Here is a 21,131-nt window from a genome sequence, read left to right as displayed (position 1 = left end):
AAGAGCGCCGATTCTACCACAAAAAGCTTTTTGGTTTTGTTAAATGATAGTCTTTGTGTATAATGCCTGCTTTTGTTTCTGGCGCCTGATCTTTGGTACTTTATCACTCTAAGGAATCCTTAATCTCAATGAATGTCGTAATAAACCCTACTCTCATAAAATCCTTATCTATAAATCTCATGTTTATCTGCTTGCTTCTCTTTAGTGCATGTTCAAAAAAAGAGCTCGAATATAACAAGCCAGCGATGTATTGGTATGAGAGTATATTAAAAGAAATCAATTTCGGGAATCTTGAAGGGGCCGATTCTTATTTCTCGTCATTGCAATCTGAACATATAAATTCGCCTCTTTTGCCTGAAGCTATGCTGATCCTAGCCCAAGCACATGTGGATAAAGAGGAATATTTGCTCGCAAGCTTTTATCTTGATGAATACTCCAAACGTTTCTCTGCTTTCAATGAACATGATTACTTGGGGTATTTGAAAATACTTGCCAACTATCATGGATTCAAAAACTACGCAAAAGACCAAGATTTTGTCTATCGCTCAATAGATGACATTGAAGAATATCTCGAAACATTCCCAAAAAGCCGTTATACACCATTTGTAGAATATGTCTATATCAAATTCAAACTTGGAGAAAACGAACTTAACGAATCCATAGCCAGTGTCTATAAGCGCAAAGGTAAGAAGGAAGCAGCGGAGGACTATCTCTCACGTAATAGAGAGATTTTAGAAGGAATCAAAATCAAATCTTCTTATATGCCTTGGTATGTGAGAATCTTCAATTGGTAAGCAACCATAACTTTTAAGGTTTAAATCATGAAAGAAAATATCCAATTCCCCATTATTGTGCCTATCCTTGTGCAAGATGATCTCTTTATCTATCCGTTTATGATTGCGCCCATATATATAAACGATAATGAAAATATCCAGGCTGTCGATAAAGCCATGAATGGCAACGACCTTATCCTCATAGCTTCGCCACAAGAGACAGCTGATAATAGTCTTTATAATGTGGGTGTTTTGGGCTCTATAATGCGTAAAGTCGCCATGCCTGATGGCAAAACAAAACTATTATTCCAAGGACTCTATCGTGCCAAGATTCTCAAAATAACTAATGACAATCCTACAGAAGCACTCATTGATACCATCTCATACAAGCCCTATGAGGAAAATACCGCAAATGCACTCCTTGAGATTCTCAGAGAAAAAGTAAGAGTTCTAGCAAATATTAGCCAGCGCTTTCCACCAGATTTATTAAAGACCATCGAAGACAACCACGAGCCAAATAGAATCATCGATCTTGTAGCCTCTAGTATGCGATTAAAAAAAGACCTCGCCTACACACTTTTTGCTAAGGACAGCATACCTGAGCGTTTGGAGTTGATAATCGAATATGTGATGGAGGAAATCCAAGCCCAGAGAATCCAAAAAGAGATAAAGTCCAAAGTCCATGACAAAATGGAGCAAATCAATAAAGAATATTTCCTCAAGGAGCAACTAAAACTTATCCAAAAAGAATTAGGTGAAAGCCCAAAAGATGAAGAGATTCAACGCTATAGAGACAAAATAGAATCTCTCAAAGCTTCTATGGGAGAAGATGCCTACAAAGAGATAAAAAAGCAAATCGATCGCCTAAGTCGTATGCACCAAGATAGCGCTGATGCAAACTTGTTGCAAAACTATATCGAGTGGTGTCTTGAAATCCCTTTTGACAAAGTCTCTAAAACCAAGATTTCTATAAGCTCTTTGCAAAAGCAGTTAGATTCTGACCATTATTCGCTGCATAAACCAAAAGAACGTATAGTGGAATATTTTGCAGTTCGTGAACTAGCGCTTCATCGCAAGAAAGATTCTAAAAACCACAAAGGCACAATTCTATGCTTTTATGGACCCCCAGGTGTGGGAAAAACCAGCCTTGCAAACTCCATAGCTAAAGCCACGAAGCGCCAACTTGTGCGGATAGCCCTTGGTGGATTAGAGGATGTAAATGAACTGCGAGGACACAGACGTACTTACATAGGTGCGATGCCCGGCAGAATCACACAAGGACTTATTGAAGCAAAGGAAATGAATCCAGTCGTCGTGCTGGATGAAATCGATAAAGTTGGCAAAAGCTACAGAGGTGACCCTACAAGCGCACTGCTAGAGATTCTTGATCCCGAGCAAAATACTGCATTCAGGGATTACTACACAAACTTCAATCTGGACTTATCCCAAATCATTTTCATAGCTACTGCAAATGATATAAGCACTATTCCTGCTCCATTGCGCGATAGAATGGAGTTCATAGAGCTTACCAGTTATACACCTGAAGAGAAATTCCAGATTGCTCGTAAGTATCTTATTCCCCAAGAGCTAGAAAAGCACGCGCTAAAACGCAAAGAAGTTACAATCTCCACCCTAGCGCTAAAACAGATTATCGAAAAATACACCAGAGAAGCAGGCGTAAGAGGCTTGCGCAGAGTGATTGCTACGATAATGCGCAAAAGTGCCAAAGAAATTGTAAGACTAGATTCTAGTAAGCATTCAAAAATCACCGTTACTCCGCGCAATCTCAAGCAATTCCTTGACAAGATTGTTTTTGAAATCGAGGAAGCAGATAAGCAAAACAAGATAGGTGTCACCAATGGACTCGCATGGACTACAGTAGGTGGCGATGTGCTTAAAATCGAAGCTATCAAGATCAAAGGCAAAGGCGAGCTTACTCTCACAGGAAGTCTAGGCGATGTGATGAAAGAATCTGCCAAAATCGCGCATTCTGTGATTAAAACGCTCTTTGATCAGAAAATCTTGCAGCCCAAAGACAAAACAATAGACAAAGACATGCAAATCTATAATCTCTACAATGTGCATTTGCATATCCCAGAAGGTGCCACGCCTAAAGATGGTCCAAGCGCAGGTATAACTATGGCTTGTGCAATAGCTTCCATTCTTTCTGATTCTTATGTAAGAGCTGATATTGCTATGACAGGCGAGCTCACCCTTACGGGAGCTATCTTGCCAATAGGCGGCTTGAAGGAAAAGCTCATAGCTGCATACAAAGCAAAGATAAAAACAGTATTGATTCCGCAGAAAAACTACGAGCGCGATTTAGAGGATATGGACAAGGAAGTGCTAGAAAATCTGCAGATTATAGGTGTCAAAACTATAAGAGAAGTACTCAAGAAAGTGTTGGTTTAAGGAGTTTTAGGTATAGAACTAAAAGATTGGATTTATCCGCCTGTGTAGTAAAAAGCTCTTTGTGATATGGTTTTTTCTACCCACTGGTTCTTTTCGGGTTTGTTAAATACTCCAAGTTTTAGCAGTCTTTCCATTTCGGCTTTATCGCCATTTAAAATCGCTTCACGCACATTTATGGAATCCTGATAGAACAGACAAGGACAAAGTATCCCATCACTAGTGAGGCGGATTCTGTTGCAGCTACTACAGAAATCATCCTCATGTGGCGCAATGATACCAAAGACATAGTTCTTATCAGATTTGCCCTTTATCTGCCAGAGTTTTGCTGGAGTAACATTCTCTTTTTCTACGGGTGTGAAATCGTAGCGAGAGGAAATAATTTCTAAAATCTCTTGTGCAGTTAGCGAAAGAAGATTCTCTTTGGCATGCACATTTTCCATAAATTCAATATAACGCAAGGTTATCCCGCGAGCCTTAGCAAATTCAAGCATATCTAAGATTTCATCTTGGGTGTATTTCAGCGCCACCATATTGAGCTTTATTTTTAGTCCCACTTCTTGCGCGCGCTCTATCCCTTCCAAAACGCGAGGCAAAGCGTCTCTTTTAGAGATTGTTATAACGCGATCTCTTTTGAGAGAATCTAATGAAACATTTATTTGCTTTAGTCCTGCCTGCTTTAGCTCTTCTGCAAAATTTACTAGTAAGAATCCATTCGTTGTAAGTGCGAGCTGTGTATTTGGGTTATGCCCATAAATGCCAGCGATAAACTCCGTAATATTGCCTTTCAAAAGAGGTTCTCCGCCGGTGAGGCGAATCTTAGTGATACCATTATCAAGAGCAATTTTAATAAATTCTAAAAGTTTGGGAAGCGGCAGCGCAGTTTTGTCAAAGAAATCTTCAGGAGTATCAGGCATACAATAAACACAACGAAAGTTACACTGCTTTGTAAGCGAAACGCGTAAATAATCAATCTTACGCCCGAATGTATCCACCAACATCCAAAGCCTTTGTGTGTGAAATTAGTTCATGTGTGAGAATCTAGCGCGAATGATACAACATATCGTGGCAAAAAACTCATTAAAATTCTTTGGGACACAGGAATTGATTATATTTGATTTTGAAATTATTTTAGTCTGAGCAGAGCTTTGAGTATCCTCTTTGCTAACCTTAAGGATCTGAATGTAAGCATCGTTATGGATTTGTAGAATTTCTGCAAGGTTATCATCAAGAGTGCTAAGGACGGATAGCGGATAATTATTCTTTGGTATAGCGGAAGTTTGCAGGTTCTAGCACAAGAAATAAGTAGTGGTAGTTTTTCTCGCAAAAGCAGAGGGTCTCTTGTGGATTCAAAGATTAAAAGGCTTTGAGAAAAATAGTATGGAAATATCTTTTGTAATAACTGTGCACGAAGAATCTTATCTTGCAAAGTCTCACAGAAATCTATGAGCTGTAAACTCAATAAAAACCAACTGCTAGCACTTTTGTAAGTGTTAAATTGTTTGGGATTATCAAAGCTTTCGCTCAGTGTTTTGAGATATGCGCTCGGGGCTGTGGTGACACTTGTGGTGATGCTATTTTCGCGGATTCTGTAGTAGTAGAGTTTTTCCATAATGACGTGGATATTTTTGGCTTGTAAGAACAGCATGATTCCAAAATTTGTATCTTCATAAAGCACGCCTGCTAAAAAGTAAAGTCCAATCTCTTGTAGAAAATGAAAGTCAATCATGCCTCGCCATCCAAAAGCAAAATGGCCTTGTATATGTTGTACAAATTGGCTGGGGGTGATGGTGCATTGCTGGGTAAAGCCCATATGATGGTTCCAAGTCCAAGTGTAGAATGTTTGATTGGGCTTCTCTCCAGAGAAACTATAGTAATTGATCATGACAACTTCTGCTTGCTTGCCTTGAGCTTTAGAATCTGCAAAGGCTTTGAGACACTCCTGTACACAATCTTCTCTCCAATAATCATCTGAATCCAAAAAAATAATGTAATCAATTTCTGGAGGAGCAGAGTGCTTGTCTTGTAAAGATTCTGAATACAAAGAGGTTTGGTTACAAGAATCTCTTTGTGCTGAAAAGATTTGTTTTATTCTGTAAGGATTTGATTGTGTGGAAGTGTTTGGTTTCCTAAAAGCGTTATTTGAACCTAAAGAAGTATTGTTTCCAAAAATATATTTTGGGTTTCTATTATCCCCCCCCCCTATATGTAAATCTAACTTATTGGTAAAGTAATCAATCCCAGTATTTCTTGCTTCACTTAATCCTCCATTTTCTTTATCTAAGAGGACAAAGCGAGAATCTTTTAAAACATATTCTTTTGCTATTTCTAAACTTCCATCAGTGCTTCCATCATTGACTAAAACTACATGCAGATTCTTATAAGTCTGATTGATTACAGAATCAAGACATTCTCTTAAGTAAGGAGCTACATTGTAGATTGGGATGACGACACCTATGGATTGATGGAAGGCTGTAGATTCTTGAAGTGATTGGTTATTTGACATATTCTAAAGATTCCTTTTGTTTGGGTTGTTTGAGCAGAGGGATTGGACGAAAAAATATTACCAGATTTGCTACAATGCAGGCTTTTACTTCCCACAAAGGCATATTGCGCTATATATTCTTGCCAGTGACCCCTGTGTCTCTTGCAAGCTATCCTAAATCATCAAAACTCTCAAGATACAAGCCTTGCTAAGCAATGTAGGGTGTTTGCTAAAAATAAAGGAGAATCATGAAAAAAATGCTTGTAGCGCCCAGTCTACTGTCGGCGGATTTTTTGAATCTCAGGCAAGAAATCGAGGCTATATGCAAAAGTGGCTGTGATTTTTTGCATATTGATGTGATGGATGGACATTTTGTGCCAAATCTTACGATTGGTCCTTTGGTCGTTGAAAAGATCGCCCAGATTTCTACAAAGCCCCTAGATATACATCTGATGACAAAAAATACAGAATTTTTCGTCCAGCAGTTTGCGCCACTAAAGCCCTCTATTTTGAGCGTGCATATCGAGGAGGTGGTACATTTGGATAGGCTTATTGGCTTGATTAAATCACAGGGTATAAAGGCTGGTGTGGTACTAAATCCTCATACACATATTGAGAGCTTGCGCTATATCTTGCCTAAGCTGGATTTGGTGCTGCTTATGAGTGTCAATCCCGGATTTGGCGGGCAGAGCTTTCTTCCCTATGTAGCCACAAAACTATCTGAGCTTGCTAAAATGCGCGATTGCATAGCTCCAGAGTGTTTGCTAGAGGTAGATGGAGGTGTGAGTGATAAAAACATCGCGTTGTTAAAAACAAGCGGAGCAGATATTGTCGTGGCCGGGAGCTATATCTTTGGCCATGAGAATTACGCAAGTGCGGTAGCTAGTCTTAAGGTCTAGCCTGCTACAATCCCGGGCAAATGCCTAAGAGGAAGTTGTTTATGGTTGAGAAAGTCTTTGAAGTACTTAAGAGAAGTGTGGTTGGAATTGATACTCTTTTGAAAAATCCTTCAACTGCCTACCTTCAGTCTCATAATTCTAGTGGTGATGTACAGTTGCAAGTGGATGTGCAAGCAGACAGATTGCTTGAGGATAATCTCTTGGCATTGGCCTGTGTGAAGGGTGTATGTAGCGAAGAGAAGCAAGAGGTTGTATATAAAGAGAGCACGCAGAACTTGATAGTAGCATATGATCCACTTGATGGCTCTTCTCTGGTGGATAGTAATTTGAGCGTGGGGAGTATCTTTGGAATCTACCAAGAGAAACTAGCGGCCAGAAACCTTATAGCCTCTGCCTATGCTCTCTATGGGCCAAGACTAGAGCTTGTCTTGGCGTATAAGAAGGTCTTGCACTTTCGCTATTGCGGAGGTGAGTGGGTAGAGATTGGGGAGTTGAGATTAAAAAATAGCGGCAAGATAAATGCACCCGGTGGTACGCAAGCCAATTGGGAATCAAAGCATAAAACAATGGTAGATTCGCTGTTTGCTAGAGGCTATAGACTGCGCTATTCTGGTGGTATGGTGCCTGATTTGCACCAGATTCTTGTAAAGGGCGGAGGGTTGTTTAGCTATCCTGCTACAAGCGATGCGAAAAACGGCAAGCTGCGTAAGCTCTTTGAAGTGTTTCCATTCGCATTTATCTATGAGCTTAGTGGCGGGTGTGCTAGCGATGGAGAGAGGCGACTTTTGGACTTAGAAGTAGAGCATATCCATGACACTACTCCATGTTTTTTTGGTAGCAATGATGAGATGGCATTTCTTAAAAGCATGTATACAGGAGGCAAATAATGACACAAGAGCAGAGTATCCAAGATTCTGGTAATGATGATATTTATGAGCAAGCTTTGCGTGATAGAAGTGTAAGTTTGCAAGAGTGCCAAAAGGCGCATTCCCTAAGCTCTTGTATGCCTTGCGCGGAATTTCTAGAGTGCCCAAAGCGCAAAGAATATGTAAAAGCTGTATATGAGAGCCTGAGCAAAGGACAAGAGGGAGCTTTTGATTTTAATTAATAAGGGAAAGTGAATGAAAAAAACTTACATCACCTCGCCAATCTATTATGTCAATGATGTGGCACATATCGGCCATGCTTACACAACAATCCTTTGTGATATGCTCAAAAAGTTTCGTTCCTTGCATGCAGAGGAAGTGTTTTTATTGGCTGGCACAGATGAACATGGACAGAAGATAGAGCTCTCTGCAAAAAAGCGCAATCTCAGTCCGCAGCAGTTTGCAGATTCTATAAGCCTTGAATTTAAGCGATTGTGGGAGGAATTTGGGATAGATTTTGATTATTTCGTGCGTACTACCAATCCTAAACACTGTCTTAGTGCACAAAGTGCTTTCATGGTGATGTATAACAAAGGTGATATCTATAAGGGGCAGTATGAGGGGTATTACTGTGTTTCGTGTGAGACGCATTTCACTAAAAGTCAGGTGGTAGAGCAGAAATGTCCAGATTGTGGCAAGGAAGTGAGTATTATAGAGGAGGAGAGCTATTTTTTTGCTCTCTCGCGCTACCAAGAGCAGCTATTAGAATGGTATAGGGATTGCAAGGATGTCATCAGGCCTATCCATAAATACAATGAAGTTGTGCGCTTTGTGGAATCTGGTCTGCACGATCTTTCAATCACTCGCACGAGTTTTACATGGGGCGTGCCATTGCCAAAGGAATTAGCAGAAAGCAAGCATATACTCTATGTGTGGCTTGATGCGCTTGTAAGCTATATCAGTGCGCTTGGCTATGGTGTGGAGTGTAGCGATAGATCTTGTGCGAGAACTGAGCTTGGCTTGAAGGTAGCAGATTCCAGTTTTGCTCATGAGTTTTGGGGAAATGCTACGCATATCGTAGGAAAGGATATTTTGCGTTTCCATGCAGTGTATTGGCCTGCGTTTTTGCTCAGCCTTGGCTTGCCATTACCAAAACATATCTATGCGCATGGTTGGTGGTTATGCGAGGGAAGCAAGATGAGTAAAAGCGTGGGGAATGTAATAAATCCGCGACATATAGCAGAACAATATGGCTTAGAAGTTTTGCGCTATTTTCTTGTTAGGGAAGTACCTTTTGGTCAAGATGGGGATTTTAGCAAGAGAGCTTTGGTTGAAAGGATCAATTCTGATTTGGGCAATGACATTGGGAATTTGCTCAATCGCTTGCAAGGTATGGCCGAGAAATACTGTGCATTCAAGCTTGAAAGCGAAAAAATCTTAGAGCTTTATCCAAAAGAAGCGCAGCTTTTAGAGCAAAAGCTTGTGCAGTATGAGAATGCTATGAATGATATGCAGCCCCACAGCGCATTAGAAAGGCTTTGGGAAATTCTTAGTCTCGCAAATACTAGTATTAGCGCCTATGAGCCTTGGAAGCTCATCAAAGAAGGAAAGATACAAGTAGCCCAAGCACTTTTTGTATTGGTAGCAAATATCTTATACAAAGTCGCACTTTGTCTGTATCCTGTAATGCCAAAGTCTGCTGAGAAGATTGCAAATGCGCTAGGCAAGCAGATAAATGCGCAAAGTTTTGGACAGTTTGTTTTACAACCCAATCTGGTGTCAGAATTTACCCTCATAAAGATTCCTCCGCTTTTCCCTAGAGTGGAACTACAGGAACAAAACCAAAAGCAAGATAAACAGCAGCACACAGAGCAGCCCCAAGTTAGCATTGATGAATTTAAAAAACTAGATTTGCGCGTAGGTGTGGTTTTAGAATGCAAAAATGTCCAGAAGAGCGAGAAATTACTGTGCTTTTTGGTGGATTTGGGTGAAGCAAAGCCAAGACAGATTCTCTCTGGAATCGCTAAGTTTTATAACCCACAAGATTTGGTAGGTAGGCAGGTATGTGTCGTGGCAAACCTCAAACCCGTGAAGCTTATGGGGCTATTAAGCGAGGGGATGATTTTAAGCGTGAGTGATGAATCTGGCTTGAGCCTACTAGGTGTGGAAGATAAAAAAGTCGTTGGGAGCAGGATCTCTTAAATGAGAGATGTAGGAGAGAGGAATTTTTTGCTACAAGTTGGCTCTCTTTTAGACAAACTGCAGGATTCCCCACTCGATAAGCAGGTTTTTGAAGAGTATCTTTCTGGTATTGATGGGTTTTGTGGTGATATAAATGTGCAGTATGAGATTTTACGCGCATTTGGATTCCCTATCATCGAGCAGCAAAATAAAGTATTTCTTAGCACGCAAAGATTGTCTTTGCAAGATGCCACATTATGCTTTGTGGATATTGAGACTACCGGTGCTATCAAAAAAGATGGCGAGCTTATAGAAATTGGCGCTATCAAATACCACAATGGCAAGATCATAGATTCTTTTGAGAGCTATGTTTATGCACCTTTTGTGCCTGAGGACATTACACAGCTTACGGGTATCACCCAAGAGGATCTCTCAAACGCACCTTCTTGTCTCTGCGTACTTACAAAATTTAGAGTCTTTTTGCAGGATTGTATTTTTGTAGCCCATAATGTGGATTTTGACTATGCGTTTTTGGATAATGCTTTTAGCAAACATAAAATCCCCGGGCTTTTATGCCCAAAGATATGCACGATAGATCTTGCGCGTAGGACTATTCCTGCTCCTCGCTACAAACTGAGTTTTTTGAATGAATTTTTAGGGATTAATACCCCTATAAGCCACAGAGCATATGCTGATGCGCTCACTGCACTAGAGATTTATAAGATAGCCTCATTGCACTTTCCAGATTCTCTTATAAGCGTGCAGGATCTGATTGATTTTAGTAAGGGATGCTCGCACCATACATAAGGAGCTTTGATGGATAGTTCAGCAGATACGACCATACCAGTATTGCAAATGCAAAATTTCTATTTCCCAGCGCTTGGAATTTTATTGTGCTTACTGCTACACCTCTATGTTTATAAGGCATTTTTGAAAGGCCTAGCTACAAGCAGGCTTTTTAGGTCATTTTGGCTTGTAATAAGTCTTATGAATATGGTTGGCTGTATTTTGTATTTTATTTTCATGCGTTCAAGCATTGCTTCCCAAGCGCTTTATTTCTTAGTGTCTTTGAGTGTGGGTGTGGTGTTTTGCTTGTTTGTTGTTACTGTGCTCTATCAGCTTTGTTCGCTTGGTATTATTTTTATGAAGGTGAAAAAATCGCGCACAAAGGCGAGATTCTACCTTAGGAGGTTTATGGGGGTTTTGGCCCTTGTGTTTGTCATCTATGCGATTATAAACGGTACCCGCTATCCACAAGTGCATGAGATAAGCCTTCGGATACAAGGATTGCAAGATGAGCTCAAAATAGTTCAGCTTAGCGATATACATATAGGAGGACTTGTAGAATCCACACATGTGCGCCAAATAGTTGCAAGCAGCAATGCATTGGAGCCTGATTTTGTCTTCCTGACAGGTGATATTGTAGATTCACAACTACAAAATGTGCTTGGGGCCGTTGATGAGCTCAAAAATCTTTCTGCACGCTATGGAGTGTATTATGTCTTGGGCAATCATGAGTATTTCCATGATGCCAAAGCTATAATGCAGAAACTCAAAAGCTTTGGTTTTGTAGTACTTGAGAATGATGCATCAAAAGTACGGACACAAAGTGGGGAGATAATTATTGTGGGTATAAGGGATTTGGTAGGTGTGAGGGAGGCATTTGCGCATCTGGATCTCAAACCAAATCTCAAAGAAGCATTATCCAAAGCTAAGATGTTAAGTAGCTTTTTAAACCCCCATCCCAAGAGTGCTTACAAAGAAAGCGAGTTGAAAGATTCCCAAATACCAATTATTCTGCTCTCCCATCAACCAAAGATTATAGATGAGCTCAATACCCTTGCTTTCAAGCAGCCACAGCTGCTTGAAAATCTCTCGCTTATTCTGAGTGGTCATACACATGGCGGGCAGATTTTTCCATTTTCACTGCTTGTTTTGTTGCAACAGCCGCATATAAAAGGGCTTTTTGAGCTAACTTTGGGCAAATCCCTTAAAACTTGGCTTTATATCAATCAAGGTACAGGCTACTGGGGGCCTCCAATGCGTGTAGGGACAGAATCTGAAATCACCCTTATACGACTAAAGAGCTAGATTTACCCAAGGGTTTGTTTTGATGTATGCAGTTTATCCTCAAAAAACGGCCTGCAAGTGTTGTTTGGGTCAAGCACTTTTGTGGGGAGTGTGTGATTTTAATAAGAATTGCTTGAATCATCTAACGGGGGGGGGGGTTAAGTGGTATTCCTGTGTATTATTATCGCTGTATGCAATGTGGATTTATTTTTACAACAGTTTGTGATTCTTGGAGAGAGCAAGATTTTAGTGAATTAATCTACAACAAAGAATATATTGATTATGACCCAGATTATGTACTAGAGCGACCAAAGGCTAATGCGAGTTTTATTAGGAATCTTCATCTTAGTGTGAATTTAGAAATGCTAGATTTTGGCTGCGGAAATGGAGCAATGCTGCATTTGCTGCGTCAAAGTGGCTACAAGGTTGATGGTTATGATAGTTTTGATACCAAATACAAATCAAAACCCAACAAAAAATATGATTTTATTATGTCTTTTGAGGTGATAGAACATACGCATATGCCCTTCCAAACACACCAAGAAATGTTAGGGTTGCTTCGGAGTAATGGTCTTGCTTTGTTTTCTACGCTTCTTTTGCCTTCTAATATCCAAGATATTGGAATAAATTGGTGGTATATTGCTCCACGAAATGGGCATATATCCATCCATACCGCGCAAAGTTTGAGTATTCTCACAAAAAGAGTCAATGCAGATTATGCTTTTCTTTCACTAAATCAGGGATTACATCTTGTTTATAATTCCAAAACACCACCGCCGTTTTTGGAATTTGTGTATTGCTAAAACCCCAACAGCTCCACAAGTGATAAAACTTAAAAAAAGTATAGAGAAACCCAGCAAGACTAGGGCAATAAGCATGGTTTTGATTCTTATCTCTGTTTAAATATTTTTTGAGTATGTTTTTACTCTCAACTAAAGCCTAATCCTGCTTATCAACACAAGGCAAAATATGAAAATATCCATTCTGTATATCTGTATAGGCAAATACACGGTATTTTGGGAAGATTTCTTTGAAAGCTGTGAGAGAAGATTTTTGCCAAAGTATGAAAAACATTATTTTGTCTTCACTGATGCACCAAGTCTGTATTACGAATCCCAATGCCCACGCATACATAGAATCCACCAAGAAAATCTTGGTTGGCCATACAATACGCTTATGCGTTTTGCGATGTTCTCTAGCATCAAAAAACAACTAGAGGGGGGGGGGTAATCTATTTTTTTAATGCAAATGCTGTGTTTTTGGAAGAGATTGGCGAGGAGTTTCTACCAATAGAGCAAGATCTAGTGTTTGTCAATGGTATAAACGACAAGCTTTTAGGCGCTAGGGTAGATGATTTCACCTATGAGCGCAATCCCCTAAGTCTTGCCTATATTCCTTATGGTGTTGGTAAATATTATGTGCGTGGTGGTGTGAATGGTGGCAAGACACAAGCCTATTTAGAACTTGTAGAGGTTTTGAAAGAGCGTATTGAGAAAGATTTGTCAAATGGTATCATCGCTCAATGGCACGATGAATCCCATATCAATAGATACATCATTGATCTTGTCGAGGATAAAGACTATAAGATACTCTCTGCTTCTTACGCTTTTCCGCAAAACTTTGACCCGTTTTTGCCTTACAGCTGCAAGATTCTTATGCGTGATAAGAATCTTTTCGGTGGGCATGACTTTATGCGTGGTGTGGTTAGCACTGATGCTACTACAGTTAGCAGAGCAAGAAAACTTTTGTCTTTTCTTAAAACCAAAACCAAACAACTTCTAAAGTGTCTCATAAAGTAATATCCATAAAACAAGACCAAGCAATTTATTCAACCCCACATTCTGAGCATCCTGATTTTGATGAGATTTCTTGCTAATTTTTACCAAACATTAACTCAAATAAACTAGCATCAGCCCCGATTATTCATAAGGTAATCATTCTCATAATTATTTAAAAAGGATAATGGATGTCCCAAAAACATATATTTGCAATTGTTTTGATAAGTTCGCTTGTTGGTGCTGATGACACAGAGGAAAATGTGCGATTGCAAAGAAGCGTCGTTACGGCAGGTGGTATAGAGCAAGAGCTTGAAGTCGCCCCTGCGAGTGTAAGCATTGTCGATCCGCAAGAGATACAAAAGCGCCCCGTGCGTGATTTGGCAGAGGCCTTGTCAAATGTGCCGGGTGTGAGTATAGATAATGGTGTAGGCAAGACTGGTGGCTACTCTATCTCTATACGTGGTATGCCTAGTGACTACACGCTTATACTTATGGATGGTCGTCGTGTCAATGCAGACTCAAGTCTATTCCCAAATGGATTTTCTCAATCTATCACAAGCTTCATGCCGCCTCTAGGTGCTATCAAAAGGATTGAAGTTATACGCGGTCCTGCCTCTACTTTGTATGGAAGTGATGCTATAGGCGGGGTGGTGAATGTCATTACAAAAGATAGTTTTGAGAAGTGGAGTGCAAGTGTTGGTGTGGATTACACATTGCAAGAGAAAAAGTATTTTGGTGACACCAAGAGTTTTAATCTCTACACAGCAGGTCCGCTCAATCAAGCAAAGAACTGGGGGCTGACACTACGAGGCAGAATCTATGATAGGGATTCTGTGAAGTCTGAAGATCTCAAGCAAGTCTCCTTAGCAAGCGGGAGACAGCCAAGAGGGTTGGCTGATGGCGCACTTCGTAACACTATCGTCGGACTTGCGCCTTTTACAAGCTATAACCTCGGCTCTCGCCTCAGTTGGCACTCGCTTGATTCTGTTGCAGGCGAGGCAAAGCAAAGAATGTATTTGGATGTGGATTACTCAAGGCAGACTTATGATAACTCGCTAGGATTGCTTGGCACTTTTAATAAATTTATAAACCCCCAATACGCTAAGGCAGAAGCTGGTTATGCCGAGAGGATGGTTTTCTCACGGTCTAATGTTGTCTTGGCTCATAAGGGGAGTTATGTGGATTCTGATGGGCTCTTTAGCACATTCAAGACTGATAGTGCAATCACTTACAACCTCACGACCAATCACGACAGATTTATCACAAATGAAGTTTTTAAAGGCGGCACTAAAGTTAGGAACGGCGTAGCAGCTGGTGATAGCAGAGAGTTAGAGAATGAAGATATTATCCTCGATCATAAAATCAATACTTATCTCAATCTTTCAGAATCCTTTGGCGCAAATATCTCTCTTGGTGCGCGCTATTGGTATAACAGATTTAATGATAAGCTTTTCCAAGTTACAGGTGGTAAAGCAAAGCAAATACAGCATATTGGCGCTCTTTTTGGTGAAGGCGAGTTTATAGGTTGGGATAGGGTATTTCTCACACTTGGTGCAAGAGCGAACTTCAATTCGATATTTGGCAGCAATATATCTCCTCGTGCATATGTCGCTTATAAGATAGTGCCAGATTATCTCACTCTTAAAGGTGGAGTAAGTACAGGCTATAAATCTCCAGCACTCTCACAGCTTGTAGATGGTGTGGCTAATCTCACTCGCCAAGGCACAGTGCCTATTTATGGAGACCCTAACCTTAAGCCAGAGAGCAGTACTAACTACGAGCTTTCGGCTATCAGCGAAAATGATGTCTTTTCTTTTGCGCTCACAGGCTTCTACTCACTTTTCGTAAATAAAATCACTAGTACTCAGCGAACAAGTAATGGTTCTCAGATCGGTAGACATACGTGTAATGCTGAGATGGGATGTACTATGTATGTTAATGTTGGTCAGGCAGTAAGCTATGGGCTAGAGACTTCGCTTGATATAAAGCCTGTCTCTATAGGTATAGGAAATCTTGGCTTAAGCACAGCATATACATTCACCCAGTCAAAAAATCGATCAAGCTCTGGAGCCAATACAGGTGAAAGATTTGTGAATGTACCTCGACATAGTTTTAATGGCTCGTTGAACTACTCTAACTCCTATTTTGGCGCATACATAAGACAGGAGATAAAGACGCATATCTACAGGGGCAATCCCAATGTAGCTCTAACTCCGGCTGCAGCGCTAGGTGAGTTTTATAAGCCAATCTATCTTACGCATCTGGGGATAAATCTCAACGAGATGAAAGGCATAAGAGTGAATTTTGCTATCTACAATTTATTTGATGTGGATTTTTTGGACTTCACCGCATACCAAGCTTCTAACAATGGGAAGGTCACCACCCAATATGCCAATGCCTACAACTATATACGAGAAGGCAGGAGATACTATCTCTCTCTTACTTATGAGTTTTAGATTTATCTCAGGCTAGATTCTTTGAGTTTAAGAATCTTAGCTTACCCCCCCTACACATACAAACAAATCTCTTACATGGTTTTGATTGTTACAATCTTGCTTGCTTGTCCTTGATATTGCTTAAGCTTTCTACAAGAAAACCTCAAAAGTCGCTAGAATGGAAGCTCATCTGAAATTTCATACAAGGAGTGAGCTTATGGGTAAAACAGTGAGCATTCTACTATGGGCATTTGTAGCAGCTTTGGGTGCGTATTGTTTTGGTGTTTTGGCACTGCATACAGGAGAGAGTATCTCGGCTATTTGGCTTGTAGTAGCTGCAGTATGTATCTATGCCATAGGGTATCGGTACTACTCAAAATATATTGCATATAAGGTTTTGGGGCTTGATGATACTCGGGCTACACCCGCAGTTGTCAATAATGATGGACGTGATTTCGTGCCCACGAATAAAATCGTGCTTTTTGGCCATCACTTTGCTGCTATTGCTGGTGCTGGTCCTTTGGTAGGTCCTATTTTAGCCGCACAGATGGGCTACCTGCCTTCAATGATATGGATTGTCGTGGGTGTGGTGCTAGCAGGGGCTGTGCATGATTTCACGGTGCTTTTTATCTCTACCAGGCGCAATGGAAAGAGTTTGGGCGAGATTATCAAGCTTGAACTTGGAAGAGGGGTTGGCTCTATTGCTATGCTTGGCATCTTAGGGATTATGCTGCTTATTATTGCGATTTTATCTCTTGTGGTTGTCAATGCACTTGCCCAGTCGCCTTGGGGGCTTTTTACTATCACTATGACTATCCCGATAGCTATTTATATGGGAATCCATATGCGATTTTTACGTCCTGGGAAGATAGGTGAGGCAAGCATTATAGGGTTTGTATTGCTTATACTGGCACTTATTTATGGAGCAGAAGTCGCAAGCGATCCTACACTTTCTAGCTTTTTTAAGCTAAGTCCTGTAACGCTTACTTATGTGATGATAGTCTATGGCTTTGTAGCGGCTATCTTGCCTGTGTGGTTCTTGCTAGCACCAAGAGATTATTTGAGTACATTCTTGAAAATCGGTGTGATTGTGCTGATGGCTGGGGGGATTCTCATCGTGGCACCTGAGGTAGAGTTTAGCGCTACTACAAAGTTTGTCGATGGCACTGGACCTGTATTTAGCGGGCAGCTTTTTCCGTTTTTGTTCATCACAATAGCGTGCGGGGCTATCAGTGGATTCCACGCACTTATTTCAAGTGGCACGAGTCCAAAGATGCTAGAGAAAGAATCGCATGCAAGAATGGTAGGCTATGGAGCTATGATCATGGAATCTGCCGTGGCAGTGATGGCACTTATTGCGGCAGTGATTCTTACTCCCGGGCTTTATTTTGCTATTAATGTTGCACCGGCTGGGCTTGGCACTGCTGGGATTAAAGATGTAGGTGAAGCGGCGATAATCGCTGCACAGACTATCAGCAATTGGGGATTTGTGATAGAGCCACAGGCAATCTTAAGTATGGCAAATGATATAGGAGAGGAGAATATACTCTCTCGCACAGGCGGTGCACCGACATTTGCTATTGGTTTGGCTCTTATCATTTCACAAGTACCGCTTTTTAATGCGGGTTCGATGGCGTTTTGGTACCACTTCGCGATTCTCTTTGAGGCGTTATTTATTCTTACGGCTGTAGATGCAGGTACAAGAGCTGGGCGTTTTATGGTGCAAGATGTATTAGGCAATGTCTATAAGCCAATGGGCAATATCCAATCTCTTGGCTGGGGGATTGTGGCGACTTTACTCTGTGTGGCAGGCTGGGGATATATCCTCTATCAAGGTGTTACAGACCCACAAGGAGGAATCAAATCCCTCTGGACACTCTTTGGTGTCTCAAACCAGATGTTGTCTGGAATGGCACTGCTTACAGTGATAGTCGTGTTGTTCAAAATGGGTAAGGGCAAGCAAGCGTGGGTAGCTATTCTCCCGGCTACTTGGGTGCTAATAAGCACACTTTATGCCGGCGTGCTCAAACTCTTGCCAGCTAATGGAGAGAGGGTGCATGATGCAGTAAGTCATATAGCGCTTTGGCAGAACAATAGTGCGAAGGCAGCAGCAGAGCTTGCAAAGGCTATGCCAGATATGGTTTTGGTAGAGAGATTCCAAACGCTTGCTACAAATAATCTTATAAATGCGTGTTTGTGTGCGTTTTTTATGTTTGTAACCTGTCTTGTGCTTATCCAATGTGTGAGAATCTGCCTAAGATGCACTCAAGGAACAAATACAATCCCTCTAGCGCAGACACCTTATCGCAAGGCAAGTGATTATGAAGGCAAGATGGCAAGAGTACATTAAGCTGGTATAGCTATCAGGCTAAGGCGGGGTTGATAGCCGTCGCAGTAAGCTATTGATTTTAAGGAAAAGGAATGAAAAAGATAAAGGTTGTTTGCCATAGAGTTTATGTATGGCTGAAAATATTATATTCGCGCAGCGATAGGGTATTTCATCTGCTCGTAGGTATGCCAAGCTATGATAAATACCTCGAGCATATGAGAATCTACCATCCAGATAAGATTCCAAAAACGCAAAAAGAATTCTTTACTGAAGCAATGAATAGCAAATATGGCGTCGGAAGGACAAAATGCTGATAGAAGTACTTTCGCAAGGTTTGCGATAACAAGAACTTACTCCAAAAATTTTGAAAATAGATTCCAATAAAAATTATCCATTAAGAAAGCTTCTTTATAATTCAGCCCAATATTAGCTCTGTTGCTTCGATTTATTCCCTCTAGTGGAGTTTTATTGTGGCGGGTTCCTGGTTTGTTTTAGTTCATGTTTCCACTCCTAAGCCCGCCACTACAAAGCTCCAATATCTTCCTTTATAGATCCGCAATGAACACTTTTGATAGATAAGGACGCGAGTTACTCTTGCTTTGTAGGGTATTACTGGGGTGAAGAAAAGTATGGGAGATGAGTAAAATCTCTAGAGTTTAGAGATTTTGTCAATTATTGCGTTAAAAGTTGCGCTTGGACGCATGAGAGCTTCTGCTTTTTTGTCGTCAAATTTGTAGTATCCGCCAAAATCTACGCTTACACCTTGTGCTTGCAAAAATTCTGATCTGATTTTTTCTTCATTTTTGCTCAATTCTTCTGCAATAGGTGCGAAGAATGCTGCCATTTGGGAATCTTTGTCTTGGGTACTAAGAGCTTGTGCAAGATAGAGCGCAAGATAGAAATGGCTCGTGCGATTGTCATCCTCTTTGACTTTTCTTGAAGGCGTTTTGTTGTTTGTAAGCCAAGTGCTAATAGCATTATCCAAACATATTGAGAGAATACCAGCCTTTTTATTCTGTGTCCTTAGAGCGTAGAATTCTAGGCTTGCTTGCAATGCCAAAAACTCCCCTAAGCTATCCCAACGCAAATGGTTTTCTTCCATGAGTTGTTCTACTTGTTTTGGTGCGCTTCCACCAGCTCCTGTTTCAAACATCGCTCCACCATTTAGCATAGGCACGATTGAGAGCATCTTAGCACTTGTGCCAAGCTCTAAGATCGGGAACAAGTCAGTCAAGTAATCACGCAAAACATTGCCTGTGATTGAGATGACATCTTTGCCTTCGCGGATGAGTTTTAATGTCTGTAAACAAGCCTCTTTTGGCGCGAGAATCTCTATATTGCTAATATCTTTGCCTTGTTTTTTGAGCTCCTCTAGTCTTGCATTTACAAGATTGATAAGAATCTTATTATTTGCTCGCAGTGTATCAAGCCAGAAAATCGCTTTACTTTGTGTAAGCTCGGCGCGCTCTACACCCAGATCTATCCAGTTTATAAGTGCATCAAACTTTGCTTGATTGACACGATAGATATCGCCTTTATGTACCTTGTGTTCTAAAATCACACTATTATCACTTGTATCTACAATGCGGAAGAATCCATCGCTTGGTGCGATAAAGGTTTTATCATGTGAGCCGTATTCTTGTGCTTTTTTTGCCATAAGACCTACATTGGCTACACTTCCTAGCTTTGAAGGGTCAAGCGTGCCATTTGCGCGCAAGTCTTCTAGTACCGCCTCATAAATGGTTGCATAAGTCTTATCGGGGATAAGGGCGTTTGTATCGCATGTATTGCCATTCTTATCCCAAAGTTTTGCACCATTTTTGAGCATAGCTGGCATACTCGCATCGACTATCACATCGCTTGGTACATGCAAGTTTGTGCGTCCCTTTGCAGAATCCACCATACTAAGTGGTGCGCTAGATTCTAAGATTCGCTCATATTCACTCAAGATTTCTGTTTTCTTAGGGCTTGATTCTATTTTGTTCAAAAGCTCTGAAATTCCATTGTTTGGATTAACACCTAGATTTTGCAATTCTGTGCCAAATTTTGCAAAAAGCTCTTTGAAATATACACTTACTGCATATCCGAAAATTACAGGATCGCTAACTTTCATCATTGTGGCTTTGAGGTGGAGTGAAAGGAGGATATTTTCTTTTTTACAAATTTCTATTTGCTCCTCATAGAATCTATTGAGCTTAGCACTATCTATAAAGGTAGCATCTAATACTTCGTTTTTTTCTAGCTTGAGATTATCTTTTAGTACATGGACTTTGGCATTGCCATCTACAAACTCTATTCTTGCACTTGTGTCTTTGCTCATCAATGTGGCCTGTTCATTGTCAAAAAAATCTCCTTCTTGCATATAAGACACGCGGGTTTTAGAATCTTTGGAGAAAGGTGTCACTTTGTAGGGATTCTTTTTTGCGTATTCTTTCACTGCTTTGGTACAGCGTCTATCAGAATTTCCTTGTCTTAGCACAGGATTGACAGCCGAACCAAGTACCTTTTGGTATTTGGCTTTTATTTCTTGCTCTTGCTCATCTTTTGGTTCATCGGGGTATTCTGGAAGTGGAAAGCCTTTAGCCTGTAGCTCTTTTATAGTGGCTTTTAGTTGGGGGATTGAAGCGGAGATATTTGGTGTTTTGATGATGTTGGCATCTGTTTCTTTTACAAGCTTTCCTAGGAACTCTAATTCATCTTTGATTCCTAACGAAAGCTTATCGCTGAATTGTGCGAGGATTCTATTTGATAATGAAATATCAGAAGTTGTAACCTCTATATCTGCATGGCGTAAAAATGCTCTTACGATAGGCAAAAAAGAGTAAGTGGCCAAAGCTGGAGACTCATCGGTAAGTGTGTAAGTGATTTTCATAAAAACTCCTTGCAAGATGGGGGTAAAGGAGCAA

At 40.6% G+C, this 21,131-nt stretch carries 17 protein-coding genes; 14 read left to right on the top strand and 3 right to left on the bottom strand.

Annotation, left to right across the window (positions count from 1 at the left end; all coding sequences use genetic code 11):
- The first annotated feature begins 179 nt into the window (after nucleotides 1-179).
- Both bamD and lon read left to right on the top strand, forming a co-directional pair.
- The gene (gene bamD, locus CCY97_RS01525; protein ID WP_112063799.1) at nucleotides 180-794 is read left to right on the top strand and encodes an outer membrane protein assembly factor BamD; all 615 of its coding nucleotides are present in this window, start codon (nucleotides 180-182) and stop codon (nucleotides 792-794) included.
- A gap of 27 nt (nucleotides 795-821) precedes the next feature.
- Entirely contained in the window at nucleotides 822-3,185 is a 2,364-nt protein-coding gene (gene lon, locus CCY97_RS01520; protein ID WP_112063734.1) for an endopeptidase La, read from the top strand.
- Nucleotides 3,186-3,217: 32 nt separating this feature from the next.
- On the opposite strand, the gene moaA is transcribed toward lon, so the two are convergent.
- Nucleotides 3,218-4,183 carry a GTP 3',8-cyclase MoaA gene (gene moaA / locus CCY97_RS01515; RefSeq protein ID WP_112063733.1) on the bottom strand — a complete coding sequence of 322 codons (966 nt, stop codon included), beginning with the start codon at nucleotides 4,181-4,183 and terminating at the stop codon, nucleotides 3,218-3,220.
- A gap of 125 nt (nucleotides 4,184-4,308) precedes the next feature.
- The gene (locus CCY97_RS01510) at nucleotides 4,309-5,688 is read right to left on the bottom strand and encodes a glycosyltransferase family 2 protein (RefSeq protein WP_112063732.1); all 1,380 of its coding nucleotides are present in this window, start codon (nucleotides 5,686-5,688) and stop codon (nucleotides 4,309-4,311) included.
- A 236-nt stretch (nucleotides 5,689-5,924) separates the two neighbouring features.
- On the opposite strand from CCY97_RS01510, the gene rpe reads away from it, so the two are divergent.
- The 12 genes from rpe to kcuS all read left to right on the top strand — a co-directional run bounded on the left by rpe (nucleotide 5,925) and on the right by kcuS (nucleotide 18,539).
- Nucleotides 5,925-6,566 (top strand): ribulose-phosphate 3-epimerase, encoded by a 642-nt coding sequence (gene rpe, locus CCY97_RS01505; protein ID WP_112063798.1) that lies wholly within the window; start codon nucleotides 5,925-5,927, stop codon nucleotides 6,564-6,566.
- Nucleotides 6,567-6,607: 41 nt separating this feature from the next.
- Nucleotides 6,608-7,453 carry a class 1 fructose-bisphosphatase gene (locus CCY97_RS01500; RefSeq protein WP_112063731.1) on the top strand — a complete coding sequence of 282 codons (846 nt, stop codon included), beginning with the start codon at nucleotides 6,608-6,610 and terminating at the stop codon, nucleotides 7,451-7,453.
- Nucleotides 7,453-7,674, top strand: coding sequence for a hypothetical protein (locus CCY97_RS01495; protein ID WP_112063730.1), 222 nt, complete (start codon nucleotides 7,453-7,455; stop codon nucleotides 7,672-7,674). Before CCY97_RS01500 ends, CCY97_RS01495 begins: the two co-directional genes overlap by 1 nt.
- A gap of 13 nt (nucleotides 7,675-7,687) precedes the next feature.
- Nucleotides 7,688-9,634, top strand: a complete 1,947-nt coding sequence (gene metG, locus CCY97_RS01490; protein WP_112063729.1) for a methionine--tRNA ligase — start codon at nucleotides 7,688-7,690, stop codon at nucleotides 9,632-9,634.
- Nucleotides 9,635-10,420 (top strand): 3'-5' exonuclease, encoded by a 786-nt coding sequence (locus tag CCY97_RS01485; protein ID WP_112063728.1) that lies wholly within the window; start codon nucleotides 9,635-9,637, stop codon nucleotides 10,418-10,420.
- A 9-nt stretch (nucleotides 10,421-10,429) separates the two neighbouring features.
- Nucleotides 10,430-11,704 carry a metallophosphoesterase gene (locus CCY97_RS01480; RefSeq protein WP_112063727.1) on the top strand — a complete coding sequence of 425 codons (1,275 nt, stop codon included), beginning with the start codon at nucleotides 10,430-10,432 and terminating at the stop codon, nucleotides 11,702-11,704.
- 152 nt (nucleotides 11,705-11,856) lie between these two features.
- On the top strand, nucleotides 11,857-12,486 hold the full coding sequence (locus tag CCY97_RS01475) for a class I SAM-dependent methyltransferase (protein WP_146744488.1): 630 nt from the start codon (nucleotides 11,857-11,859) through the stop codon (nucleotides 12,484-12,486).
- Nucleotides 12,487-12,652: 166 nt separating this feature from the next.
- On the top strand, nucleotides 12,653-12,913 hold the full coding sequence (locus CCY97_RS01470; RefSeq protein WP_112063725.1) for a hypothetical protein: 261 nt from the start codon (nucleotides 12,653-12,655) through the stop codon (nucleotides 12,911-12,913).
- Nucleotides 12,914-12,936: 23 nt separating this feature from the next.
- Nucleotides 12,937-13,482, top strand: coding sequence for a hypothetical protein (locus CCY97_RS01465; RefSeq protein ID WP_181562782.1), 546 nt, complete (start codon nucleotides 12,937-12,939; stop codon nucleotides 13,480-13,482).
- Between the two features lie 167 nt (nucleotides 13,483-13,649).
- A complete protein-coding gene (locus tag CCY97_RS01460) occupies nucleotides 13,650-15,917 on the top strand; it encodes a TonB-dependent receptor (RefSeq protein ID WP_112063723.1) in 2,268 nt (755 codons plus the stop codon).
- A 196-nt stretch (nucleotides 15,918-16,113) separates the two neighbouring features.
- Nucleotides 16,114-18,246: a carbon starvation CstA family protein gene (locus CCY97_RS01455; RefSeq protein ID WP_112063722.1), complete on the top strand. Its 2,133-nt coding sequence runs from the start codon at nucleotides 16,114-16,116 to the stop codon at nucleotides 18,244-18,246.
- 71 nt (nucleotides 18,247-18,317) lie between these two features.
- Nucleotides 18,318-18,539, top strand: a complete 222-nt coding sequence (gene kcuS, locus CCY97_RS01450; protein ID WP_112063721.1) for a KCU-star family selenoprotein — start codon at nucleotides 18,318-18,320, stop codon at nucleotides 18,537-18,539.
- A 335-nt stretch (nucleotides 18,540-18,874) separates the two neighbouring features.
- Here the strand turns inward: kcuS and CCY97_RS01445 are convergent, their stop codons facing one another.
- A complete protein-coding gene (locus CCY97_RS01445) occupies nucleotides 18,875-21,097 on the bottom strand; it encodes an NADP-dependent isocitrate dehydrogenase (protein WP_112063720.1) in 2,223 nt (740 codons plus the stop codon).
- Nucleotides 21,098-21,131: the final 34 nt, after the last annotated feature.

The sequence above is a fragment of the Helicobacter sp. 10-6591 genome (assembly GCF_003288805.1).
Taxonomy (GTDB): Bacteria; Campylobacterota; Campylobacteria; order Campylobacterales; family Helicobacteraceae; genus Helicobacter_F.
Note: the sequence above shows the minus strand (reverse complement) of the source record. Positions and strands in the feature narration are given on the sequence as shown.

What these genes read in the sequence shown, in the direction of transcription:
- CCY97_RS01495 (WP_112063730.1), top strand. Translation starts at nt 7,453, where the DNA reads ATGACACAAGAGCAGAGTATCCAAGATTCTGGTAATGATGATATTTAT.
- moaA (WP_112063733.1), bottom strand. Translation starts at nt 4,183, where the DNA reads ATGTTGGTGGATACATTCGGGCGTAAGATTGATTATTTACGCGTTTCG.
- bamD (WP_112063799.1), top strand. Translation starts at nt 180, where the DNA reads ATGTTTATCTGCTTGCTTCTCTTTAGTGCATGTTCAAAAAAAGAGCTC.
- CCY97_RS01470 (WP_112063725.1), top strand. Translation starts at nt 12,653, where the DNA reads ATGAAAATATCCATTCTGTATATCTGTATAGGCAAATACACGGTATTT.
- metG (WP_112063729.1), top strand. Translation starts at nt 7,688, where the DNA reads ATGAAAAAAACTTACATCACCTCGCCAATCTATTATGTCAATGATGTG.
- CCY97_RS01500 (WP_112063731.1), top strand. Translation starts at nt 6,608, where the DNA reads ATGGTTGAGAAAGTCTTTGAAGTACTTAAGAGAAGTGTGGTTGGAATT.
- CCY97_RS01510 (WP_112063732.1), bottom strand. Translation starts at nt 5,688, where the DNA reads ATGTCAAATAACCAATCACTTCAAGAATCTACAGCCTTCCATCAATCC.
- kcuS (WP_112063721.1), top strand. Translation starts at nt 18,318, where the DNA reads ATGAAAAAGATAAAGGTTGTTTGCCATAGAGTTTATGTATGGCTGAAA.
- lon (WP_112063734.1), top strand. Translation starts at nt 822, where the DNA reads ATGAAAGAAAATATCCAATTCCCCATTATTGTGCCTATCCTTGTGCAA.
- CCY97_RS01480 (WP_112063727.1), top strand. Translation starts at nt 10,430, where the DNA reads ATGGATAGTTCAGCAGATACGACCATACCAGTATTGCAAATGCAAAAT.
- CCY97_RS01445 (WP_112063720.1), bottom strand. Translation starts at nt 21,097, where the DNA reads ATGAAAATCACTTACACACTTACCGATGAGTCTCCAGCTTTGGCCACT.
- rpe (WP_112063798.1), top strand. Translation starts at nt 5,925, where the DNA reads ATGCTTGTAGCGCCCAGTCTACTGTCGGCGGATTTTTTGAATCTCAGG.
- CCY97_RS01460 (WP_112063723.1), top strand. Translation starts at nt 13,650, where the DNA reads ATGTCCCAAAAACATATATTTGCAATTGTTTTGATAAGTTCGCTTGTT.
- CCY97_RS01485 (WP_112063728.1), top strand. Translation starts at nt 9,635, where the DNA reads ATGAGAGATGTAGGAGAGAGGAATTTTTTGCTACAAGTTGGCTCTCTT.
- CCY97_RS01455 (WP_112063722.1), top strand. Translation starts at nt 16,114, where the DNA reads ATGGGTAAAACAGTGAGCATTCTACTATGGGCATTTGTAGCAGCTTTG.